The organism is Microbacterium sp. 1262 (assembly GCF_040544895.1).
Classification (GTDB): Bacteria; Actinomycetota; Actinomycetes; order Actinomycetales; family Microbacteriaceae; genus Microbacterium; species Microbacterium plantarum.
On record NZ_JBEPKU010000001.1, the window covers coordinates 1,995,598 to 2,012,606 of the forward strand.

A 17,009-nucleotide genomic window follows, 5' to 3' on the forward strand; every position below is an offset into this window, starting at 1 on the left:
CCACTGTCACCGAACAACCGCAGCACCGCGACATCCGTCGCCCAATGGGAGGGAACCCTCATGCGTACATCACCGAACCGCCTCGTGGCAATCATCTTCGGCGCCGTCTACATCCTCGTCGGCCTCCTCGGCTTCACCGTGACCGCGGGCGTCGACTTCATCGCCACCGAGGGTGGTCTGCTGCTCGGCATCTTCGAGGTCAACCCGCTGCACAACATCGCGCACCTCCTGATCGGTGCCGCGCTGCTCATCGGCGGCCTCTCGGGCGTCCGCGCCGCGAAGGGCGTCAACGTCACCGTCGGAGCGGCCTACCTGCTGCTCGGCATCGTCGGCTTCTTCATCCAGGACAGCGCTGCGAACGTGCTCGCCCTGAACACCGCCGACCACTTCCTCCACCTCGCCAGCGCCCTCGTGCTGCTGGGTGTCGGCCTCGGCACCGACCGCGCCGTCGACAACCGTCGCCACGCCGTCGCCTGATGAACACCGCCGCGCTCACCCGCTCCTGGCCCACGCTCGCCGCGTGGGGGGCTGGCCTGCTTCAGCTCGGCGTGGGCGCGGGCATGATCACGCAGGGCACCGGCGTCGCTGACCGCGGCGTCGGTGTCCTCGCGGCCGTCGTCGGGGCGGCCGCTCTCGGTTGGGGCGTCGCCGCCCTGACCCGCGGCCGCCTCGTCGCTCCCCGCGTCGCGATGGCCATCGCCGTCGTCGGCACGGTCGTATCGGGGCTCGCTCTCGCAGCGGACCCGATGCGGATCAGCGTGCACGCCGTCGGCGTGACCGCGCTTCTCCATGTGTCGTACGGCGTGGCCGCGGCGGCCGTCGTGCGCCGGGCGCGCTCTGCGTCCGCCGGCACCTCCCCCGCCGACGCCCCCGTCGCCCCGCGGACGAGCGTCATCGGACTCGTCGCAGGCTGCGTCATCGTCGCCGGGCTCGTCACGCCTGCGCTGGGCGCGACGGAAGCCGGCCGGGCCGCCCCGAGCCACTCCGACCACCCGCTCTTCTCCACCGAGCACAGCCACTGATCCAGCCGCCGCTCGGCGGCTCGGACAGCTCGGATCCGGTCAGATCGCGCTGATGCGCCAGGAGGCCTCGACCGTGTCGGCCGGCTCGATGAAGACGAGCCCCGCGTCGTAGTCGTACCGTGAGGCGTTGAAGGCATCCGGCGCGCACGTCATGGGTTCGACGGCCAGACCCGCGCGGTGCCCCGGCTGAGCCGGCCCGCCGGGGAGGTCTGCGGTGTGAACCTGGACCCACGGGCACACGGCATCCCACGAGATCGCGACACCGGTTCCCGACGGGTCGGTCACCCGTACGGCGGCGATGCCGTCCTCGGCACGTGAGAGCGCCGTGAACGCGTGGTCGATCTCGACGGGGCCCAGCGTCCGCGGCTGGCGGAAGTCGAACTCGGCGACATCCGTGACGTCGGCCAGCCCGACCGGCGAGAGCCGATCGGGGGTGACCTCGAGCACGCGGTCGGCAGGCAGCTCGAGCGTCCACTCGTCCAGCGGCGCGGATCCGGCGACGAGATACGGGTGCGGGCCGGTGCCGAAGGGCGCGGCATCCGCGCTCTCGTTCGTCGCACGCACTGTCTGCGTCAGGCCGTCGGCCCCGAGCCGGTAGGTCGTCTCGATGCGCACGGTCCACGGGTAGGCGGTCTGCGCGACGATCGTGGCGCCGAGCGTCACGTGGTCGCCCCCGACGACCATGGGCTCGAAGTCGAGCCACGCCACCAGGCCGTGCAGCGCGTGGTGGCGCTCGGGCTCGGTGAGGGCGAGGCGGTAGCGCGTGCCCGCCACCTCGTACTCACCGTCGACGACGCGGTTGGGCCACGGTGCGAGCGTCGCACCGCGGTATCCCGGGCGCACCTCGTCCTCGCCGTAGGGCACGACGAGGTCGCGTCCGGCGACCTGGAAGGAGCGCAACGACGCCCCCACGCTCGCCACGATCGCCTCGGCGTCGCCGAATCGCAGCACGTACGACGTTCCGGATGCCGCCACGGGCGCCCCCTCTCGGTTCTGGTCCTCGGAGCTCACAGTCCGCGGGCCAGGCGGTAGTAGGCCTGGTTCCAGCGGAGCTCCTTCTGGAATCCTCGCACCGTCGTGTCCTCGTCGATGACCACGAGCTCCGTGCCGGCGATCTCGGCGAAGTCGCGGAACACCTCGATACCGACGGCCGTCGTCATGACGGTGTGGTGGGCGGCACCGGCGGCGAGCCAGCACGCGGCCGACGTGGCGAAGTCGGGGGCCGGCTTCCAGATCGCCCGGCCCACGGGCAGCTTCGGCAGGTCGGGAGCCTCGACGTTCTCGACCACGTTCGCCGTCAGGCGGAAGCGGTCGCGCATGTCGCTCATCGCGACCACGAGGGCGGGACCCGGGTCGGCGGTGAAGACGAGGCGCACCGGGTCGTCCTTGCCGCCGATGCCCAGCGGGTGGATCTCCAGACGCGGCTTGGCGGTCGTCAGCGACGGCGACACCTCGAGCATGTGCGCCCCGAGGATGCGCTCCGAACCGGGAACGAGGTCGTAGGTGTAGTCCTCCATGAGGCTCGCCCCGCCGGGCAGGCCCGAACCCATGACGTTGGCGACGCGCACGAGGATCGCGGTCTTCCAGTCGCCCTCGGCGCCGAAGCCGTACCCCTCGGCCATGAGGCGCTGGACGGCGAGCCCGGGAAGCTGCTTGAGCGCGCCGAGGTCTTCGAACGACGTCGTGAAGGCGCCGAACCCGCCCGCCTCGAGGAACGAACGCAGCCCGATCTCGATCGCCGCGCCGTCGCGCAGCGACTGGTGACGCTCGGCCCCGGGAAGAAGTTCCTCGGCGACGTCGTACTGCGCGAGGTACACCTCGACGAGCGCGTCGATGTCGGCGTCGGAGGCCGCGGCGACGGCATCCGCCAGCTCGTTCACGCCCCACGTGTTGACCTGGACGCCGAACTGCAGCTCGGCCTCGGTCTTGTCGCCCTCCGTGACGGCGACGTAGCGCATGTTGTCGCCGAAGCGCGCGAGCTTGAGCGTACGGGCGGCCTGCCAGCCGGCCGCGGCTCGCTGCCAGTCCTCGATCTGGCGCGTGACCTCGGGGTTCGAGACGTGGCCGACGACGGTCTTGCGCGAGACGCCGAGGCGGGTCTGGATGTAGCCGAACTCGCGGTCGCCGTGAGCGGCCTGGTTGAGGTTCATGAAGTCGAAGTCGATGTCGGCCCAGGGCAGCTCGACGTTGGCCTGCGTGTGCAGGTGCAGCAGCGGCTTGCGAAGAGCGTCGAGGCCCGTGATCCACATCTTGGCCGGGCTGAAGGTGTGCATCCACGCGATGACGCCGATCACCGAGTCGTCGGCGTTGGCGTCGAGCGCAAGTCGGCGAATCGACTCGGAGTCCTTGAGCACCGGCTTCCATTCGACGCGCACCGGCAGCCCGGCGAGGCCGTCGACGACCTGCTGCGACTGCTCGGCGACCTGGCGCAGGGTTTCCTCGCCGTAGAGGTTCTGGCTGCCCGTCACGAACCAGACGGTGTACTGCTCGAGAGAGGTGGAGAGGGTCATTGTTCTTCTTCCGGTGATGTCGGACGGGTCAGGAGAGGGCGGCGACGGCGGCGCGCTCGACGGCGAGCCCCGCGTCGTAACGGTCGAGATAGGCGGCGAAGCCGGCGGAATCCGCCTCGTCGGGCTCGGCGACGTCGATCGACGCCGACGCGAACACGCGCTCGCGGAGATAGGCGTCGAGATCGAGACCGTCGCCGTGGACGAGGTAGTCGGCGAGGACGGCGATGCCCCAGGCCCCGCCTTCGGAGGCGGTGTCGCCGACCGCGACCGGGGCGCCGAGGGCGGCGGCGAGGAATCGCTGGGCGACCCCGGCGGTGCGGAACATGCCGCCATGGGCGAACATCCGGTCGAGCTGCACCCCCTCGCGGTCGAGCACGCGCATGCCGAGCGCGAGCGTGCCGAACACGCCGTAGAGCTGCGCCCGGATCGCGTTGGCGAGCGTGAACCGGCTGTCGGGGGCGCGCACGAAGAGCGGACGGCCCTCCTCGGTGCCGGCGATCGGCTCGCCCGCGAGGTGGTTGTACGCCAGCAGGCCGCCGGCATCCGCGTCTCCCGACAGCGCTTCACGGAACAGCGTGTCGTACACGGCGTCCGCGTCGAGCGCCGATCCCGACACTGCGGCGAATCGCTCGAACATCCCCACCCAGGCCGCGAGCTCGCTTGCTCCGTTGTTGCAGTGGACCATCGCGACGAGATCGCCCGCGGGCGTCGTGACCACGTCGATCTCGTGATGCGTGGACTGCAGCGGCCGCTCGAGCACGACCATCGCGAAGATGCTCGTGCCGGCGCTGACGTTGCCGGTGCGGGGCGCGACAGCCTCGGTGGCGACCATGCCGGTGCCCGCATCGCCCTCGGGCGGGCAGAACGGGATGCCGGGCCGCAGCACGCCGGACGGATCGAGCAGCGCGGCACCAGCCGCGGTCAGCGAGCCGGCGGCCTGACCCGCCACGCGGACCTCGGGCAGCAGAGCACGGAGGTTCGCGGGGAGTCGCCCGGCGCTGTGCGCGTCGAACAGGTCGACGCGGCGCTGGTCGTAGTCGCGCGTCTCCGGGTCGATCGGGAACATCCCCGATGCATCACCGACTCCGAGAACCTTCTCGCCGGTCAGGCTGGCGTGCACGTACCCGGCGAGGGTGGTCACGTGACGGATGTCGGCGACGTGCGCCTCGCCGTCGAGCACCGCCTGGTGCAGGTGGGCGACCGACCACCGCAGCGGGATGTTGATGCCGAGCAGCTCGGTGAGCTCGGCCGCGGCCGGGCCCGTGCTCGTGTTGCGCCACGTGCGGAACGGCACGAGCAGCTCGTCGTCGGCGTCGAACGCGAGGTAGCCGTGCATCATGGCCGAGACGCCGATGGCACCGAAGGTCGCGGGCACGACGCCGTACTCCGACTCGACCGCGGCCTCCAGGTCGGCGTAGGCCCCCTGGAGACCCGACCAGACGTCGTCGAGGGAATACGTCCAGCGCCGCTCTTCGAAGCGGTTCTCCCACGCGTGCGAACCGGTCGCGAGCACCTGCGTGGGGTCCGAGCCGATGAGGCACGCCTTGATGCGCGTCGAACCGAACTCGATGCCCAGGCTCGTGCGACCGGCGAGGATGTCGTCGCGCTCTGCCGATCGGTCGCGCGTGGCGGTGTGGGTCACGGATGCCTCCATTGGTCGTGCCGCGGTGGGATCATGTTACCGGTAACACAGCGTCGACGCGAGTATCGGCGGGGACGGATCGACGAACCTCAGACCCGGCGAGTCGAGTCGCGCACCACGAGCCGGGGCGGTTCCGGACCGGCCGGGGCGTCAGCGCCCAGCAGGATGCGCACGCACCGCCGCGCCTCCCCCGCGATGTCGAGACGCACCGTGGTGAGGGCGGGCCGGTAGAACGCGGCGTCGGGATGGTCGTCGAAACCGACCACGCTGACGTCCGCGGGCACATCCACCCCGAGGCGGGCCAGCCCGGAGATGAGGCCGAGCGCCATCTGATCGTTCGCGACGACGATCGCGGTCGGCCCGGCTGCCTCGCCGACGGCGGCGGCGATGCGGGAAGCGATGGCTGCACCCGAGCCGGCGGACCAGTCGCCGCGCCATCGACCCGCGAGCTGCAGTCCCCGGCGCGCGAGCGCAGACTCGGCACCGGTGTCGCGCGCGACGGCCTCGAGCCAGGCAGCGGGGCCCGACAGCTGAGCGATGCGGCGGTGCCCGGCGTCCAGCAGGTGATCGACGGCGAGCGCCGCTCCCTCGGCGCCGCGGTCGCCGCCCCCGCTCGCTCGCTCCCCCGCGGCATCCACTCGTGCATGCAGCGGCACGACGGGAACTCCGAGGGATGCCGCAGCAAGAGTCTCGAGGGCGGCGGTATGCGGCGCCACGACGACGATCCCGTCCACCCCCTGGGCGAGCAGGTGATCGGCGGCAGCGGTCACGCTCCCTGCGTCGGAGCCGTCGGCGTAGGCCGTGGCGATCCACTGGCCCGCCGCGCGCGCGGCACGTTCGAGGGCGCCGATGCCCGCCGCGGGGCCGTAGAGGTCGGTGTCGGAGGCGATCACCCCGATCGTGCGCGTCGTCGCGGTCCCGAGGGCACGGGCCGCGTTGTTGACGCGGTAGCCGAGCTCGGCCATCGCTGTGATCACGCGCTCCCGCGTCTCGGGCCGGATGTGGGGGTGGTCGTTGATGACACGCGAGACCGTCTGCGTCGACACCCCCGCGGCGGCGGCGACATCCCGCACGCCCACTCGCGCCCGCCCGGACATCGCTTCGCTCACTGCGCCAGGCTAGCGGGCACGCCGAAGGGCGGCACCGGCCGAAGCCGCGTGCCGCCCTTCGAGACCTCTCGGTCGGACCGGATCCGGTGGATCAGCGGTCGCCGAGGATGCCGCCGACGAGGTCGTCGACGTCGGAGGTCACATCCGAGGTGATGCCGCCGACGAGGTTGTCGACGGTGCTGCCGATTCCGCTCGTGACGTCGCCCGTGCTGACCTCGCCGGTGCTGACGTCGCCGGTGCCGACGTCCGTGCCGTTGCCGAGGTCGGTGTCGGTCTGGTTGCCGTTGCCGACCTCGTTGCCGTTACCGGTCTCGTTGCCGTTGCCGGTCTCGTTGCCCGAGACGATGGGGGCGTCGACCGGGGCGTCCACGGCGGTGTCGTTGCCCGAGGCGATCGGGGTGTCGTTGCCCGAAAGAAGCGCGCCGTTGCCGACGTCGCTGATCAGCGGGCCGTTGACGAGGCCGCCCTCGAGCCCGAGGTTGCCGACGTTCGCGTTCTCGCCCACGCCGTTGCCGTTGGCCTCGAGGACGCCGTCGATCCACGTCGACAGCGCATCGAACGACGATGCGACATCCGTGGTGGTGGTGGTCGTGTCGGTGGTGGACGAGTCGACTGCGGTGGTGTCGTCAGCCGACGCGGGCAGGGCGAATCCGGCGGTGGCGATCGCGGCGGCACCCAGGCCCGCCGTGCCGAAGATTGCTGCTCGCTTCAGGTTCGTACGCATGTCTCTTCCTTCCGTCACGTGCGCTGGATTGCGGCACGTGGGGCTATCCGGGACGACCCCCGGATGCGGATTGGACACCTCGAGCGAAAACCGCGCATCCGCCCCCGTTCGGGCCGCCTGCGATCCGCGCCCTCATGCGGATCGCGGCGGTTTCCTGGCAGTCGCCTGAGAGCGGTCGATCCGGCTCAGGCTTTGACCGGGCGCCCGCGCTTGGGCTTGTCGGTCGACAGCTCGATCGCCATGGCGCGTCCCGGATGCTGCGCGAGGCGATGCTCGGCGTGGTCGAGCCACCGCACCTCGGCCTCGGCCGCGAAGACCATGGAATCGACCACGAGCGACCAGGCGAGCTCCTCGGGGCCCTCGGGGTTCGCGCCGGCGTACTCGGAAGTGCGGAGCTCCTGCAGCCGCGCGAGCGAGGAGCGACGCTGCGCCGCGATCACCTCGCCGACGTCGACTCCGGGGAGGGTCGCCGCGACCGCGAGCTTGATCGCGAGCTCATCCCGTGTGCCCGCCGGCCGTTCGACGGGCGAGCCCAACCATGACGCGACCTCGGCGCGACCGTCATCCGTGATCTGCCAGTAGACGTGGCCCTGCCCATCGACCGCCCCCTTCTCGACGAGCCCGTCCCGCTCGAGCCGGTCGAGGGTGTTGTAGATCTGGCCGACGTTCAGCGGCCACGTCGACCCGGTCCGACGGTCGAACTCCACCCGCAGCTGATAGCCGTAGCAGGGGCCTTGATCGAGGATCGCCAGGAGGCTGAGTCGAACCGACACGATCGTCCTTTCGCATACCGGGTATGTAGTTTGCGAGTATATGCATACCGGGTATCGAACGACCTACCGGCGCGGCCCCACCACGATCAGGCTGCTGAGGATGCCGAGCCCGACGCCCACCGCGGTGTCGACGACGCGCTCTGCCGCGAGCTCCGCACCGCCCGCGCCCGCCGCACTCAGGATGAGCAGCACGAGCGGCGTGATGAAGACGAGCGCGAGCGCGTAATGACGCACGACGACGAGCTCGATGACGAACTGCAGTGCGCCGAGCACGATGCCGAGCACGACGCCGCCGAGCGGCACGACGCTGATCGCGAGGAACACCGCCGCACCAGCCGCGGTGCCGAGCGCCCGGTGGATGCCGCGCGACAGCGCGACGCGCCGACTCGTGCTGACCCCGAGCACGGCGATCCCCGCCCCGACGATCCAATAGGCGCGCTCGGGATCGACGAGGAGCGCGATCGCCGTGCCGACGACCGCCACCGCCGCCGTGCGCGTGACGAGTGTCCGCGTCGTCGCCCCACCCCAGGCGGCGGGGAAGAGAGAGCGCAGCGCGCGAGGCTGCGTGCCGCGGTGCGCGCGCCGCACGAGTGGGGCCGCCGTGACCAGCCATCCGAACAGGAGCGACGCCGCGAGGATACCGAGGTACAGCGCCGGGTTCACCGCGTGCGATGACTGCGGCGCGGTGACGTGGGCCGACAGCCCGTAGATGAGCACGGCGAACAGCGGGCCCGGCGGCCCCACCGAGCGCCCGAAGACCAGAACGGATGCCGCGACGGCGACCACGATGAGGCCGACGGCCACCGCGACGGGACCGATGGCCGCCGCCGCGACCCCGACCGCCGCGCACGACCACAGCACCGCCGCGACGATCGGGACGAAGCGCAGGCGCTCGAGCGGCGACAGACGCCCACCGTAGAGCGTCGCGAACGCTCCGGTCGCCGCGAGCAGCGCGATGCTCTCGAGCCCCAGCGCCGAGAGCACGATGACCGGCGCCGCCATCGCCAGCGCGGCCTGCAGCCCCAGATGCCAGCGTGGCCCCGGCGACGGCCCGAATCGCGTCAGGCTGCGGCCCAGCTCGCCCGCCTCACGCCGCCACCGGCCGGAACTGTCGGGCGTCGGTTCGGGCGAAAACGGCATTACCCCATTGTCTCGCGAGAACGGCGACGCCCGCGCACCGGCACGTACCCTGGAGGCGGAGAACGACATGAGCGACGATTCCCCCGCATCCCCGCCGCCGGAGACGCCCGCGCCCGGCGCGCGCGAACGAGCCGCCTACATCGAGACGGCGATCCAGCAGGCCATCCGCCGCGGCGACTTCGACGACCTGCCGGGAGCCGGCAAGCCGATCGCCGACCTCGGCCCGCACCATGACCCCGACTGGTGGATCAAACGGAAGATCCGCGAGGAGCAGCTCACCGGCCTCGGTCCGCCGGCGCTGACCCTGCGGATCGAGCACGCCGAGTTCGATGCCCGCGTCGACGCGCTCACCCGCGAGGACGATGTGCGCGAGTACGTCGCCGACTTCAACCGGCGCGTCGTCGAGGCCCGCCGGCAGCTGCAGGGCGGCCCACCGGTGGTGACGCCGACGCGCGACGTCGAGACCGAGGTCGCGGCCTGGCGTCAGCGTCGCGCGGATGCCGCCGCCGCGGCATCCGCCGCTCCCCCGGTCGAGCCTCGACGCCGTCGGCGGCTGTTCCGGCGCTGAGCGGTTCGCCGGCGCCCGGACGTCAGCGCAGCGCCTGCTCCACGTCGGCGAGCAGATCGTCCACCGACTCGATGCCCACCGACAGCCGCACGACCTCGACCGGCACGGCGGCCTCCGTGCCGCGGACCGAGGCGTGGGTCATCGCGTCGGGGTAGTTCACGAGCGACTCGACCCCGCCGAGCGACTCGGCGAGCTGGAACAGCCGCGTGGACTCCGCGAAGCGACGCGCCGCCTCGCCGGACTCGAGCGCGAGCGAGAGCATGCCCCCGAAACGGGTCATCTGCGACGCGGCGAGCTCGTGCCCCGGGTGAGAGGCGAGCCCGGGGTAGAACACGCGGGCGACACGCTCGTGCCCCTCGAGGAACGCGGCGATGGCCCCGGCGTTCTCACTGTGACGCTGCATGCGGACATCGAGCGTCTTGATGCCGCGCGTCGTGAGCCAGGCATCCATCGGTCCCGACACCGCACCGGCGGCGTACTGCAGGAAGCCGATCTTCTCGGCGAGCGCGTCGTCATCGAGCACGAGCGCACCGCCGACGACATCCGAGTGTCCGCCGAGGTACTTCGTCGTGGAGTGCACGACGACGTCGGCCCCGAGCTCGAGCGGACGCTGGAGCGCGGGGGTCGCGAAGGTGTTGTCGACGACGACCAGCGATCCGGCCTCGTGTCCGATGGCCGCGAGCCCGGCGATGTCGGTGATCCGCAGCAGCGGGTTCGACGGCGTCTCCACCCACAGCACACGGGGCGCCCGCTCGGCGACCGCGGCCCGCACTGCGGCCAGGTCGCTCATGTCGACGACACGCAGCTCGACCCCCCAGGGCGCCAAGACACGGGCGATGAGGCGATGGGTGCCTCCGTAGACGTCGTTGCCGAGCAGCACCTCGTCGCCGGGCGTCAGCGCGGCACGCAGCAGCACGTCCTCGGCCGCGAGGCCCGACGCGAACGAGAAGCCGTGCGCGCCGCCTTCGAGCGCCGCGAGCTGCACCTGGAGCGCCGTCCGGGTCGGGTTGCCCGAGCGGCCGTACTCATACCCGCCGCGGAGGCGGCCGATGCCGTCCTGAGCGAAGGTGGTCGAGAAGTGCACCGGCGGGATGACGGCCCCGGTGGTGGGGTCGAACTGCTGGCCGGCGTGGACGGCGAGGCTGGCGAGGCCGCGGGCGGAATCGTGCGTGCTCATGCGTCGCTCCTGGTGTCGTGGGTCGTGCGGGGATCGGGGATGCCGTGGTCGGGTTCGTCGACCAGGTCGGCGAACCCGTGGGTCCGCATCCAGTCGTCGTCGTAGATCTTCGAGAGGTATCCGCGGCCATGGTCGGGAAGCACGACCACGACGACGTCGTCGGGTCCGAGGTCGCGTGCCGTCCGCAGGGCGGCGACGACCGCCATGCCCGACGAACCGCCGACCAGCAGTCCCTCTTCGCGCGCCAGGCGTCGGGTCATCGCGAACGATTCCCGGTCGCCGACGCGCTCGTAGCGGTCGACCACCGAGGGGTCGAAGGTCTCCGGCCAGAAGTCCTCGCCGACGCCCTCGACGAGGTACCTCCCCACCTCGCCGCTGTAGATGGATCCATCCGGATCGGCACCGACGATCGTGACCGCGCCGCCGGAGGCTTCGCGCAGGTAACGCCCCGTCCCCGTGATCGTGCCGCCGGTGCCGACCCCAGCGACGAAGTGCGTCACGCGTCCCACCGTGTCACGCCAGATCTCGGGTCCGGTCGTGTCGTAGTGAGCCCGCGGTCCGGCGGCGTTGGCGAACTGGTTCGGCTTGAACGCGCCGTGGATCTCGCGCGCGAGCCGGTCCGAGACGCTGTAGTACGAGTCCGGATGCTCGGGCGGGACGCTCGCGGGGGTCATCACGACCTCGGCGCCGTACGCCTTCAGCACGGCCACCTTCTCGCCGGCGAACTTGTCGGGCACGACGAAGACCATCCGGTAGCCCCGCTGCTGCGCGACGAGGGCGAGTCCGACACCGGTGTTGCCGCTCGTGGGCTCGACGATCGTGCCGCCCGGGCGCAGCAATCCGTCGCGCTCGGCGGCCTCGATGATCCTCGCGGCGATGCGGTCCTTCGCCGAACTGCCCGGGTTGAAGTACTCGACCTTGGCGAGCACGGTCGCGCGCGTCGAGGCGGCGACGCGGGTCAGACGAACGAGCGGGGTGTTGCCGACGAGATCGGCGATGTTCTCTGCGTAGCGCACGAGGGTTTCCTCACGGTGTCCGCGCGCTCAGAGGCGCGGGTGCTGTCGGGGTCGTCTGAGGTGAGCGCGGCGGCGCTCAGCGACAACAACGACAGGTCTGCACGCGTCAACTCTAAGCCAGGGCCGCGCCGCTGTCGAGGGTTCCGGCTGTCGGGCTCAGCGCGACGACAGACCGCGGCGTTCGAGCGAGCGGCGCATCGTGTGGCGCCCGTGCAGGCTCGCGGCATCCCGCACCCGGGCGATCGCGGCGCGGAGCCAGCCCCGCGGCTCGCCCTGCGTGCGGTAGTACGCCGTGACGGCGTCCTCGTATGCGGCGATCTCGGCGTCGTCCGGCAGACGGTAGGTCTCGCGGTGACGGACGACCCGCTGCGGCAACCGGGGCTTCACCCCCGCCCGGTCGTTCGGGTCGGGGTGGCCGAGGACGACGCCGAACGCCGGGAAGGCCCCGTCGGGAAGCTCGAGCAGGTCGGCGATCTGCTCGGGATGGTTCCGGACCGCCCCGACGTAGACGGCGCCCAGGCCCAGCGACTCGGCGGCGATCACGGCGTTCTGTGCGGCCAGCGCCGCGTCGATGAAGCCGACGATCGTGCTCTCGATGTACTCCACGGCATCCGAAGGTTCCCCCGCGCGATGCGCGAGCTCGCGCGCCCGCGCCCAGTCGGCGACGAAGACGAGAAAGACGCCGCCCCGGCGGATGAAGTCCTGGTCGCCCGCGAGTCGTGCGAGCGCATCGCGTCGGTCGTGGTCGCGCACCTCGATCACCGACCACGCCTGCAGGTTCGAGCTCGTCGAGGCCGACTGGGCGGCGGCGATGATCGCGGTCAGCGCCGCATCGTCGATCTCGCCGGGCCCGAATCGCCGCACGGAACGGTGACGGTAGAGCACATCGAGCACATCGTTGCGCGGGAGGCCCTCGGGAGCGGGCGAACCGTACCGCCGAGTCCAGCCGTCGTGTGGTTCCGTCGTCACGCGGGGCACGTTACACGGCGTCATCGATCGTCTCCGACGTTCACGGAACATGCGACGGGTCGTCGTGGTTACTAACGTCGTGATCATGTCGCAGCCGAACCTCGACCCGTCCGCGGAGCACCCCTCCCGTCATCTGGGCGGTTCGCTGTCCGCCGATGACTTCAAGACGCTCTTCCGCGGGCACCCCGGCGGTGTCGCCGTCATCACGGCCGACGCCGGCGATGGTCCGGTCGCCCTGACGGCGACGTCGGTCTCCTCGGTGAGCGCCGACCCGCCGCTGCTGGTGTTCTCGGTGTCGGCGCAGTCCTCCGCCTCCGCCGTGCTGTCGACGGCCGAGACCGTCGTGGTGCACCTGCTCGACGCCGACGACCTCGCGCTGGCGAAGCTCGGCGCGACCAGCGGCATCGACCGCTTCGCCGACGCCTCCGCCTGGTCACGGCTGACCACCGGCGAGCCGGTCTACCGCGGCGTCCGCGCCTGGGTCCGCTGCGCCGTCGTCTCTCGCATGGATGCCGGCGGTTCGATCGTCATCGCCGGCCATGCCCTGCAGTCGCACGTCGAGCGCGACGTGGAGCCGGGCGGGCACGGCGATGCGCTGGTCTACCACAACCGCACGTGGCACCGGCTCAGCGAGGGCTCGGCGATCCGCGACTGACGCGGTTCCCCGAGCCCGGTCAGACCACGCCGATCGTGGCCGCCGGACTCGGCCCCGTCGCGACGGGGCGTCCCGGATCGCGGGACCACTGACTCCACGATCCCGCGAACACGCGCGCCCGGCGGTACCCGGCCACCGCGAACGCCAGCGCGGTGTGGGCTGAAGCGACGCCCGAGCTGCACGTGATGACGACGTCCGTGTCGGGTCCGACTCCGACGGCCGCGAGCGACATGCGGATCTCGTCCGGGTCGCGGAGAAGACCGTCCGGGCCGATGTGGACGACGGTCGGAAGGTTGCGAGCCCCCGGGATGTGGCCGCTGACGGGGTCGGCCCCCACCGCCTGACCGCGGTAGTGCTGGGGTGCGCGCACATCGAGGAGAACCCCGCGCGCCGGGGCGACAGCCGCTTCGTCGATGCCGGCGAGGCCTCCGCTCCCCTCCGGGAGATCGACGTCACCGGTCGCCGCGGCGCGGTCGCTGTGCTCCAGGCGACGGCCCGATCCGACCCAGGCGCGGAAGCCGCCGTCGAGCACCCGGATGTCGAGGCCGTGGCGACGGAGCAGCCACCACGCACGAGCCGCGGCGACCCCGTCGTTGTCGTCGTACGCGACGAGCCGGTCGCCCGCGTTCACACCCCACCGCCGGGCAGCGGCCTCGAGATCTGCGCGGCTGGGAAGCGGATGCCGTCCCTGTTCCGGAACACCGGGACGAGCGAGCTCGCGCTCGAGATCGACGTACACGGCGCCGGGCAGATGCCCGAGCAGATAGTCGGGTCGTCCTTCGGCACGGTCCAGGCGCCACCGGACGTCCAGCAGACGCACCGGAGCGTCCGCGGCAAGTTCGGCGGCGAGGTCGTCGACACTCACCAGGGGGGACATGACCCCATGCTCGCCACCGCGCGCTCCCGTCGTGAACGGGGCCGAAACAGTCGGAAACCGGAGAACACAGAGAGACACACGAGGGCGAGCTCCGGTCACCGCGTGACTCCGGATGACGGCGGAGAAGCGCCGCCGCGGCCGCCCGCCGTACTCTTCCCCCCATGCCCGCTCTCGAGAACCACTCCGAATCCCTCGCCTTCGCGACGCGCCAGCTGCACGCGGGCGCCCGTGGCTTCGACGCGTATGGCTCGCGCGCGACTCCCATCTACCTGACCGCCGGCTTCGAATTCGACGACATCGCCGACGGCGAGGGCCGCTTCGCGGACCCCGCCACCGGGTTCAGCTACACGCGCGTGGGCAACCCGACCGCGGCGGCGGCCGAGCGGCGCATCGCCGACCTCGAGGGCGGCGTGGGCGCGCTGCTCGTCGGCAGCGGCCAGGCGGCGACCTCGACGGCGCTGCTGACGATCCTCGAGTCGGGAGACCACATCGTCGCGGCCTCCGCGATCTACGAGGGAACGCGCGAGCTGCTGCGCTCCGAGTTCGGGCGCCTCGGCATCGCAACGGACTTCGTCGACGATCCGCGCGACCCGGCCGCCTGGGAGGCGGCGATCGGCCCGCGCACCCGCGCCCTCGTCGCCGAGACGATCGCGAATCCGCGCGGCGGCGTGCTCGACATCCCGACCGTCGCCGAGGTCGCACACCGGCACGGCATCCCGCTCGTCGTCGACTCGACCCTCGCGACGCCGTACCTGCTGCGCCCGCTCGAGCTCGGGGCCGACATCGTCATCCACTCGGCGTCGAAGTTCCTGTCGGGCCACGGCACGGGTCTGGGCGGCGTCATCGTCGACGGCGGACGCTTCGCCTGGGATGCCGCGCCCGGCCGTTTCCGCCAGATCGCGGCCGAGACCGGACCCGACGGCCGCACGTTCGTCGAACGCTCGGGCGAGCGCGCCTTCCTCGACACCGCGCGCCGCGTCGCGATGCGCTTCGGCCCCTCACCGTCGCCCCTCAACGCCTTCCTGCTGCTGCAGGGCATCGAGACCCTGTCGCTGCGAGTGGAGCGGCAATCGCAGACGGCGGCGACCCTCGCCGGCTGGCTCGAGACCCGCCCGGAGGTCGCCGGCGTCGACTACAGCGGACTCCCCTCGCATCCGGACCACGACCTCGCCGTGCGCCTTCTCCCCGCGGGGCAGGGCGCGCTGTTCTCCTTCACCCTCACCGGCGGGCGGGCAGCTGCGGAGGCCTTCACGCGCAGCGTGCGGCTGTTCACCCCGATGACCCACCTGGGCGATGTGCGGTCGCTCGTGCTGCATCCGGCGACCACTACCCACGCGAGCCGCAGTGACGCCGACCTGGCGCGCATCGGGGTCGGGCCGGGCCTGCTGCGGCTCTCGGTCGGCCTGGAGGACGCCGGCGACCTCATCGCAGACCTCGACCGCGGACTCGATGCCGCCCGAGCCGCGACCGCCGCAGCACCGGAAGCGGTGTCGGCATGACGCGCGCCCAGCACTTCGGCTGGTTCCTCTCGCGCGGTTTCGGTCCCCACGGCTGGGCGCGGCCGTACCAGCGGTGGAATTGGCCGTGGCAGAAGCCCGACCTCTACCAGCACTCGGCCCGTGAGCTCGAGCAGGCGGGGTTCGACTTCGTCCTGATCGAAGACGCGCTCTCGGTCGGGATCACTCCCGAGACGCTGAACCTCCGCGTCCGCAAGGCCTACGGCGGGCCCAAGCACGACCCGTGGACGCTCGCCCCGTACCTGTTCGCCGCGACGCAGCACCTGGGCGTCATCCCCACCGTCAACCCGGCCGCGTGGCCGCCGTACCTCGCCGCTCGCCAGTTCGCGTCGCTGCAGCACCTCAGCGGCAGCAGGCTGGGCCTGAACGTCGTCACGGACGTCGGGTCGGCGCATCATTTCGGCGCGGAGCGCCTCGGGCACGACGCTGCCTACGACCGTGCGCAGGAATGGCTCGATGCGCTGCGCCTGCTGTGGCACAGCTGGGACGACGACGCACTGATCGCCGATCCCGACACGCAGATCTACGCCGACGGCTCGAAAATCCACGCCGTCCAGCACCGGGGCGAGTACTTCTCGTTCGACGGTCCCCTCAACGCCGAGCCCCTGCCCGCCGGCGACCCGATCGTCGCCTCCCCCGGCGGCTCGCCGCGGGGCATCGGCTTCGCCGGGGCGAACTCCGAGATCCAGCTCGCCCTGTCGAACCTCGACCCCGCGAGCATCCGCGCGTACCGCGGCCGCGTGCGCGAAGCGGCGATCGCCGCGGGGCGGGACGCCGACGCGATCAAGACTCTCTTCGTCGTCAAACCGATCGTCGCGAGCTCGGTCGAGGAGGCGGAGCGCATCGTCGAGGCATCGCGGCATCCCGACGAGGCGACGCTCGTCGAGGTGGCCGAGGCATGGTCGAGCGACCTCGAGACCGACCTCACGTCGCTCGACCTCGACCGCCCGCTCGATCCCGCGATCTTCGGCGATCACGTCTCGAAGGGCACCATCCGGGGGCTGCTCGGGCGGTACTCCGACTTCTCCGAGGCGCCGCTGCGCGACATCCTCGCCGGCAAGGCGCGGCTCGGACGTGTGACCGACGGTGCCGGAGGCACGGTGGGGACCGCGGAGGAGATCGCCGACGTCATCCAGGCGCTCGGCGACGACGCCGACAACGACGGGCTGATCTTCTCGGGCGACTTCCACCCCGTGACGCTCCACCGCGCTCTCGACGAGCTCGTGCCGGTACTGCGACGGCGGGGCATCCTGCGCTCGGAGCACACCGGGCAGGGCCTGCGCGCCGACCTCGACGCGTTCTGACCCCGG

Annotated in this window: 17 protein-coding genes; 6 read left to right on the forward strand and 11 right to left on the reverse strand. The window is 71.9% G+C overall.

Features of this window, described 5'->3' with window-relative positions:
• The first annotated feature begins 60 nt into the window (after positions 1-60).
• Positions 61-477 carry a DUF4383 domain-containing protein gene (locus tag ABIC53_RS09565; protein WP_112616587.1) on the forward strand — a complete coding sequence of 139 codons (417 nt, stop codon included), beginning with the start codon at positions 61-63 and terminating at the stop codon, positions 475-477.
• Positions 477-1,022, forward strand: a complete 546-nt coding sequence (locus ABIC53_RS09570) for a hypothetical protein (protein WP_274178413.1) — start codon at positions 477-479, stop codon at positions 1,020-1,022. Before ABIC53_RS09565 ends, ABIC53_RS09570 begins: the two co-directional genes overlap by 1 nt.
• A gap of 39 nt (positions 1,023-1,061) precedes the next feature.
• Here the strand turns inward: ABIC53_RS09570 and ABIC53_RS09575 are convergent, their stop codons facing one another.
• The 7 genes from ABIC53_RS09575 to ABIC53_RS09605 all read right to left on the reverse strand — a co-directional run bounded on the left by ABIC53_RS09575 (position 1,062) and on the right by ABIC53_RS09605 (position 8,920).
• The gene (locus ABIC53_RS09575; protein ID WP_282502099.1) at positions 1,062-1,997 is read right to left on the reverse strand and encodes an aldose 1-epimerase family protein; all 936 of its coding nucleotides are present in this window, start codon (positions 1,995-1,997) and stop codon (positions 1,062-1,064) included.
• Positions 1,998-2,029: 32 nt separating this feature from the next.
• Positions 2,030-3,532 (reverse strand): L-arabinose isomerase, encoded by a 1,503-nt coding sequence (gene araA / locus ABIC53_RS09580; RefSeq protein ID WP_112616582.1) that lies wholly within the window; start codon positions 3,530-3,532, stop codon positions 2,030-2,032.
• A 28-nt stretch (positions 3,533-3,560) separates the two neighbouring features.
• Positions 3,561-5,174 (reverse strand): xylulokinase, encoded by a 1,614-nt coding sequence (locus ABIC53_RS09585; protein ID WP_282502098.1) that lies wholly within the window; start codon positions 5,172-5,174, stop codon positions 3,561-3,563.
• 89 nt (positions 5,175-5,263) lie between these two features.
• The gene (locus ABIC53_RS09590) at positions 5,264-6,283 is read right to left on the reverse strand and encodes a LacI family DNA-binding transcriptional regulator (RefSeq protein ID WP_323987265.1); all 1,020 of its coding nucleotides are present in this window, start codon (positions 6,281-6,283) and stop codon (positions 5,264-5,266) included.
• Between the two features lie 91 nt (positions 6,284-6,374).
• On the reverse strand, positions 6,375-7,007 hold the full coding sequence (locus ABIC53_RS09595; protein WP_282502096.1) for a hypothetical protein: 633 nt from the start codon (positions 7,005-7,007) through the stop codon (positions 6,375-6,377).
• A gap of 185 nt (positions 7,008-7,192) precedes the next feature.
• Complete coding sequence (locus tag ABIC53_RS09600) at positions 7,193-7,780, reverse strand: PadR family transcriptional regulator (RefSeq protein WP_282502095.1); 588 nt, start codon at positions 7,778-7,780, stop codon at positions 7,193-7,195.
• A 63-nt stretch (positions 7,781-7,843) separates the two neighbouring features.
• Positions 7,844-8,920, reverse strand: a complete 1,077-nt coding sequence (locus tag ABIC53_RS09605; protein WP_282502094.1) for an FUSC family protein — start codon at positions 8,918-8,920, stop codon at positions 7,844-7,846.
• A 67-nt stretch (positions 8,921-8,987) separates the two neighbouring features.
• On the opposite strand from ABIC53_RS09605, the gene ABIC53_RS09610 reads away from it, so the two are divergent.
• Positions 8,988-9,488: a DnaJ family domain-containing protein gene (locus tag ABIC53_RS09610; protein WP_282502093.1), complete on the forward strand. Its 501-nt coding sequence runs from the start codon at positions 8,988-8,990 to the stop codon at positions 9,486-9,488.
• 22 nt (positions 9,489-9,510) lie between these two features.
• On the opposite strand, the gene ABIC53_RS09615 is transcribed toward ABIC53_RS09610, so the two are convergent.
• From ABIC53_RS09615 to ABIC53_RS09625, 3 genes are all read right to left on the reverse strand, one after another.
• On the reverse strand, positions 9,511-10,665 hold the full coding sequence (locus tag ABIC53_RS09615; protein ID WP_282502092.1) for a cystathionine gamma-synthase: 1,155 nt from the start codon (positions 10,663-10,665) through the stop codon (positions 9,511-9,513).
• Positions 10,662-11,681 (reverse strand): pyridoxal-phosphate dependent enzyme, encoded by a 1,020-nt coding sequence (locus tag ABIC53_RS09620; RefSeq protein ID WP_282502091.1) that lies wholly within the window; start codon positions 11,679-11,681, stop codon positions 10,662-10,664. Before ABIC53_RS09620 ends, ABIC53_RS09615 begins: the two co-directional genes overlap by 4 nt.
• 156 nt (positions 11,682-11,837) lie before the next feature.
• Positions 11,838-12,650, reverse strand: a complete 813-nt coding sequence (locus ABIC53_RS09625; RefSeq protein WP_282502090.1) for a nitroreductase family protein — start codon at positions 12,648-12,650, stop codon at positions 11,838-11,840.
• An 85-nt stretch (positions 12,651-12,735) separates the two neighbouring features.
• Here ABIC53_RS09625 and ABIC53_RS09630 point away from each other — a divergent pair, with 85 nt between their 5' ends.
• Positions 12,736-13,305 carry a flavin reductase family protein gene (locus ABIC53_RS09630; protein WP_112616979.1) on the forward strand — a complete coding sequence of 190 codons (570 nt, stop codon included), beginning with the start codon at positions 12,736-12,738 and terminating at the stop codon, positions 13,303-13,305.
• 19 nt (positions 13,306-13,324) lie between these two features.
• Here the strand turns inward: ABIC53_RS09630 and ABIC53_RS09635 are convergent, their stop codons facing one another.
• Positions 13,325-14,182 carry a sulfurtransferase gene (locus ABIC53_RS09635; RefSeq protein WP_282502088.1) on the reverse strand — a complete coding sequence of 286 codons (858 nt, stop codon included), beginning with the start codon at positions 14,180-14,182 and terminating at the stop codon, positions 13,325-13,327.
• A 161-nt stretch (positions 14,183-14,343) separates the two neighbouring features.
• Here ABIC53_RS09635 and ABIC53_RS09640 point away from each other — a divergent pair, with 161 nt between their 5' ends.
• Both ABIC53_RS09640 and ABIC53_RS09645 read left to right on the forward strand, forming a co-directional pair.
• Complete coding sequence (locus ABIC53_RS09640; protein WP_282502087.1) at positions 14,344-15,681, forward strand: O-acetylhomoserine aminocarboxypropyltransferase/cysteine synthase family protein; 1,338 nt, start codon at positions 14,344-14,346, stop codon at positions 15,679-15,681.
• Positions 15,678-17,003, forward strand: a complete 1,326-nt coding sequence (locus ABIC53_RS09645) for an NtaA/DmoA family FMN-dependent monooxygenase (protein WP_282502086.1) — start codon at positions 15,678-15,680, stop codon at positions 17,001-17,003. Before ABIC53_RS09640 ends, ABIC53_RS09645 begins: the two co-directional genes overlap by 4 nt.
• Positions 17,004-17,009: the final 6 nt, after the last annotated feature.

Excerpts from the sequence above, each read along its gene's own strand:
- ABIC53_RS09635 (WP_282502088.1), bottom strand. The coding sequence starts at position 14,182 with ATGTCCCCCCTGGTGAGTGTCGACGACCTCGCCGCCGAACTTGCCGCG.
- ABIC53_RS09605 (WP_282502094.1), bottom strand. The coding sequence starts at position 8,920 with ATGCCGTTTTCGCCCGAACCGACGCCCGACAGTTCCGGCCGGTGGCGG.
- ABIC53_RS09570 (WP_274178413.1), top strand. The coding sequence starts at position 477 with ATGAACACCGCCGCGCTCACCCGCTCCTGGCCCACGCTCGCCGCGTGG.
- ABIC53_RS09615 (WP_282502092.1), bottom strand. The coding sequence starts at position 10,665 with ATGAGCACGCACGATTCCGCCCGCGGCCTCGCCAGCCTCGCCGTCCAC.
- ABIC53_RS09640 (WP_282502087.1), top strand. The coding sequence starts at position 14,344 with ATGCCCGCTCTCGAGAACCACTCCGAATCCCTCGCCTTCGCGACGCGC.
- ABIC53_RS09610 (WP_282502093.1), top strand. The coding sequence starts at position 8,988 with ATGAGCGACGATTCCCCCGCATCCCCGCCGCCGGAGACGCCCGCGCCC.
- ABIC53_RS09565 (WP_112616587.1), top strand. The coding sequence starts at position 61 with ATGCGTACATCACCGAACCGCCTCGTGGCAATCATCTTCGGCGCCGTC.
- ABIC53_RS09595 (WP_282502096.1), bottom strand. The coding sequence starts at position 7,007 with ATGCGTACGAACCTGAAGCGAGCAGCAATCTTCGGCACGGCGGGCCTG.
- araA (WP_112616582.1), bottom strand. The coding sequence starts at position 3,532 with ATGACCCTCTCCACCTCTCTCGAGCAGTACACCGTCTGGTTCGTGACG.
- ABIC53_RS09645 (WP_282502086.1), top strand. The coding sequence starts at position 15,678 with ATGACGCGCGCCCAGCACTTCGGCTGGTTCCTCTCGCGCGGTTTCGGT.
- ABIC53_RS09630 (WP_112616979.1), top strand. The coding sequence starts at position 12,736 with ATGTCGCAGCCGAACCTCGACCCGTCCGCGGAGCACCCCTCCCGTCAT.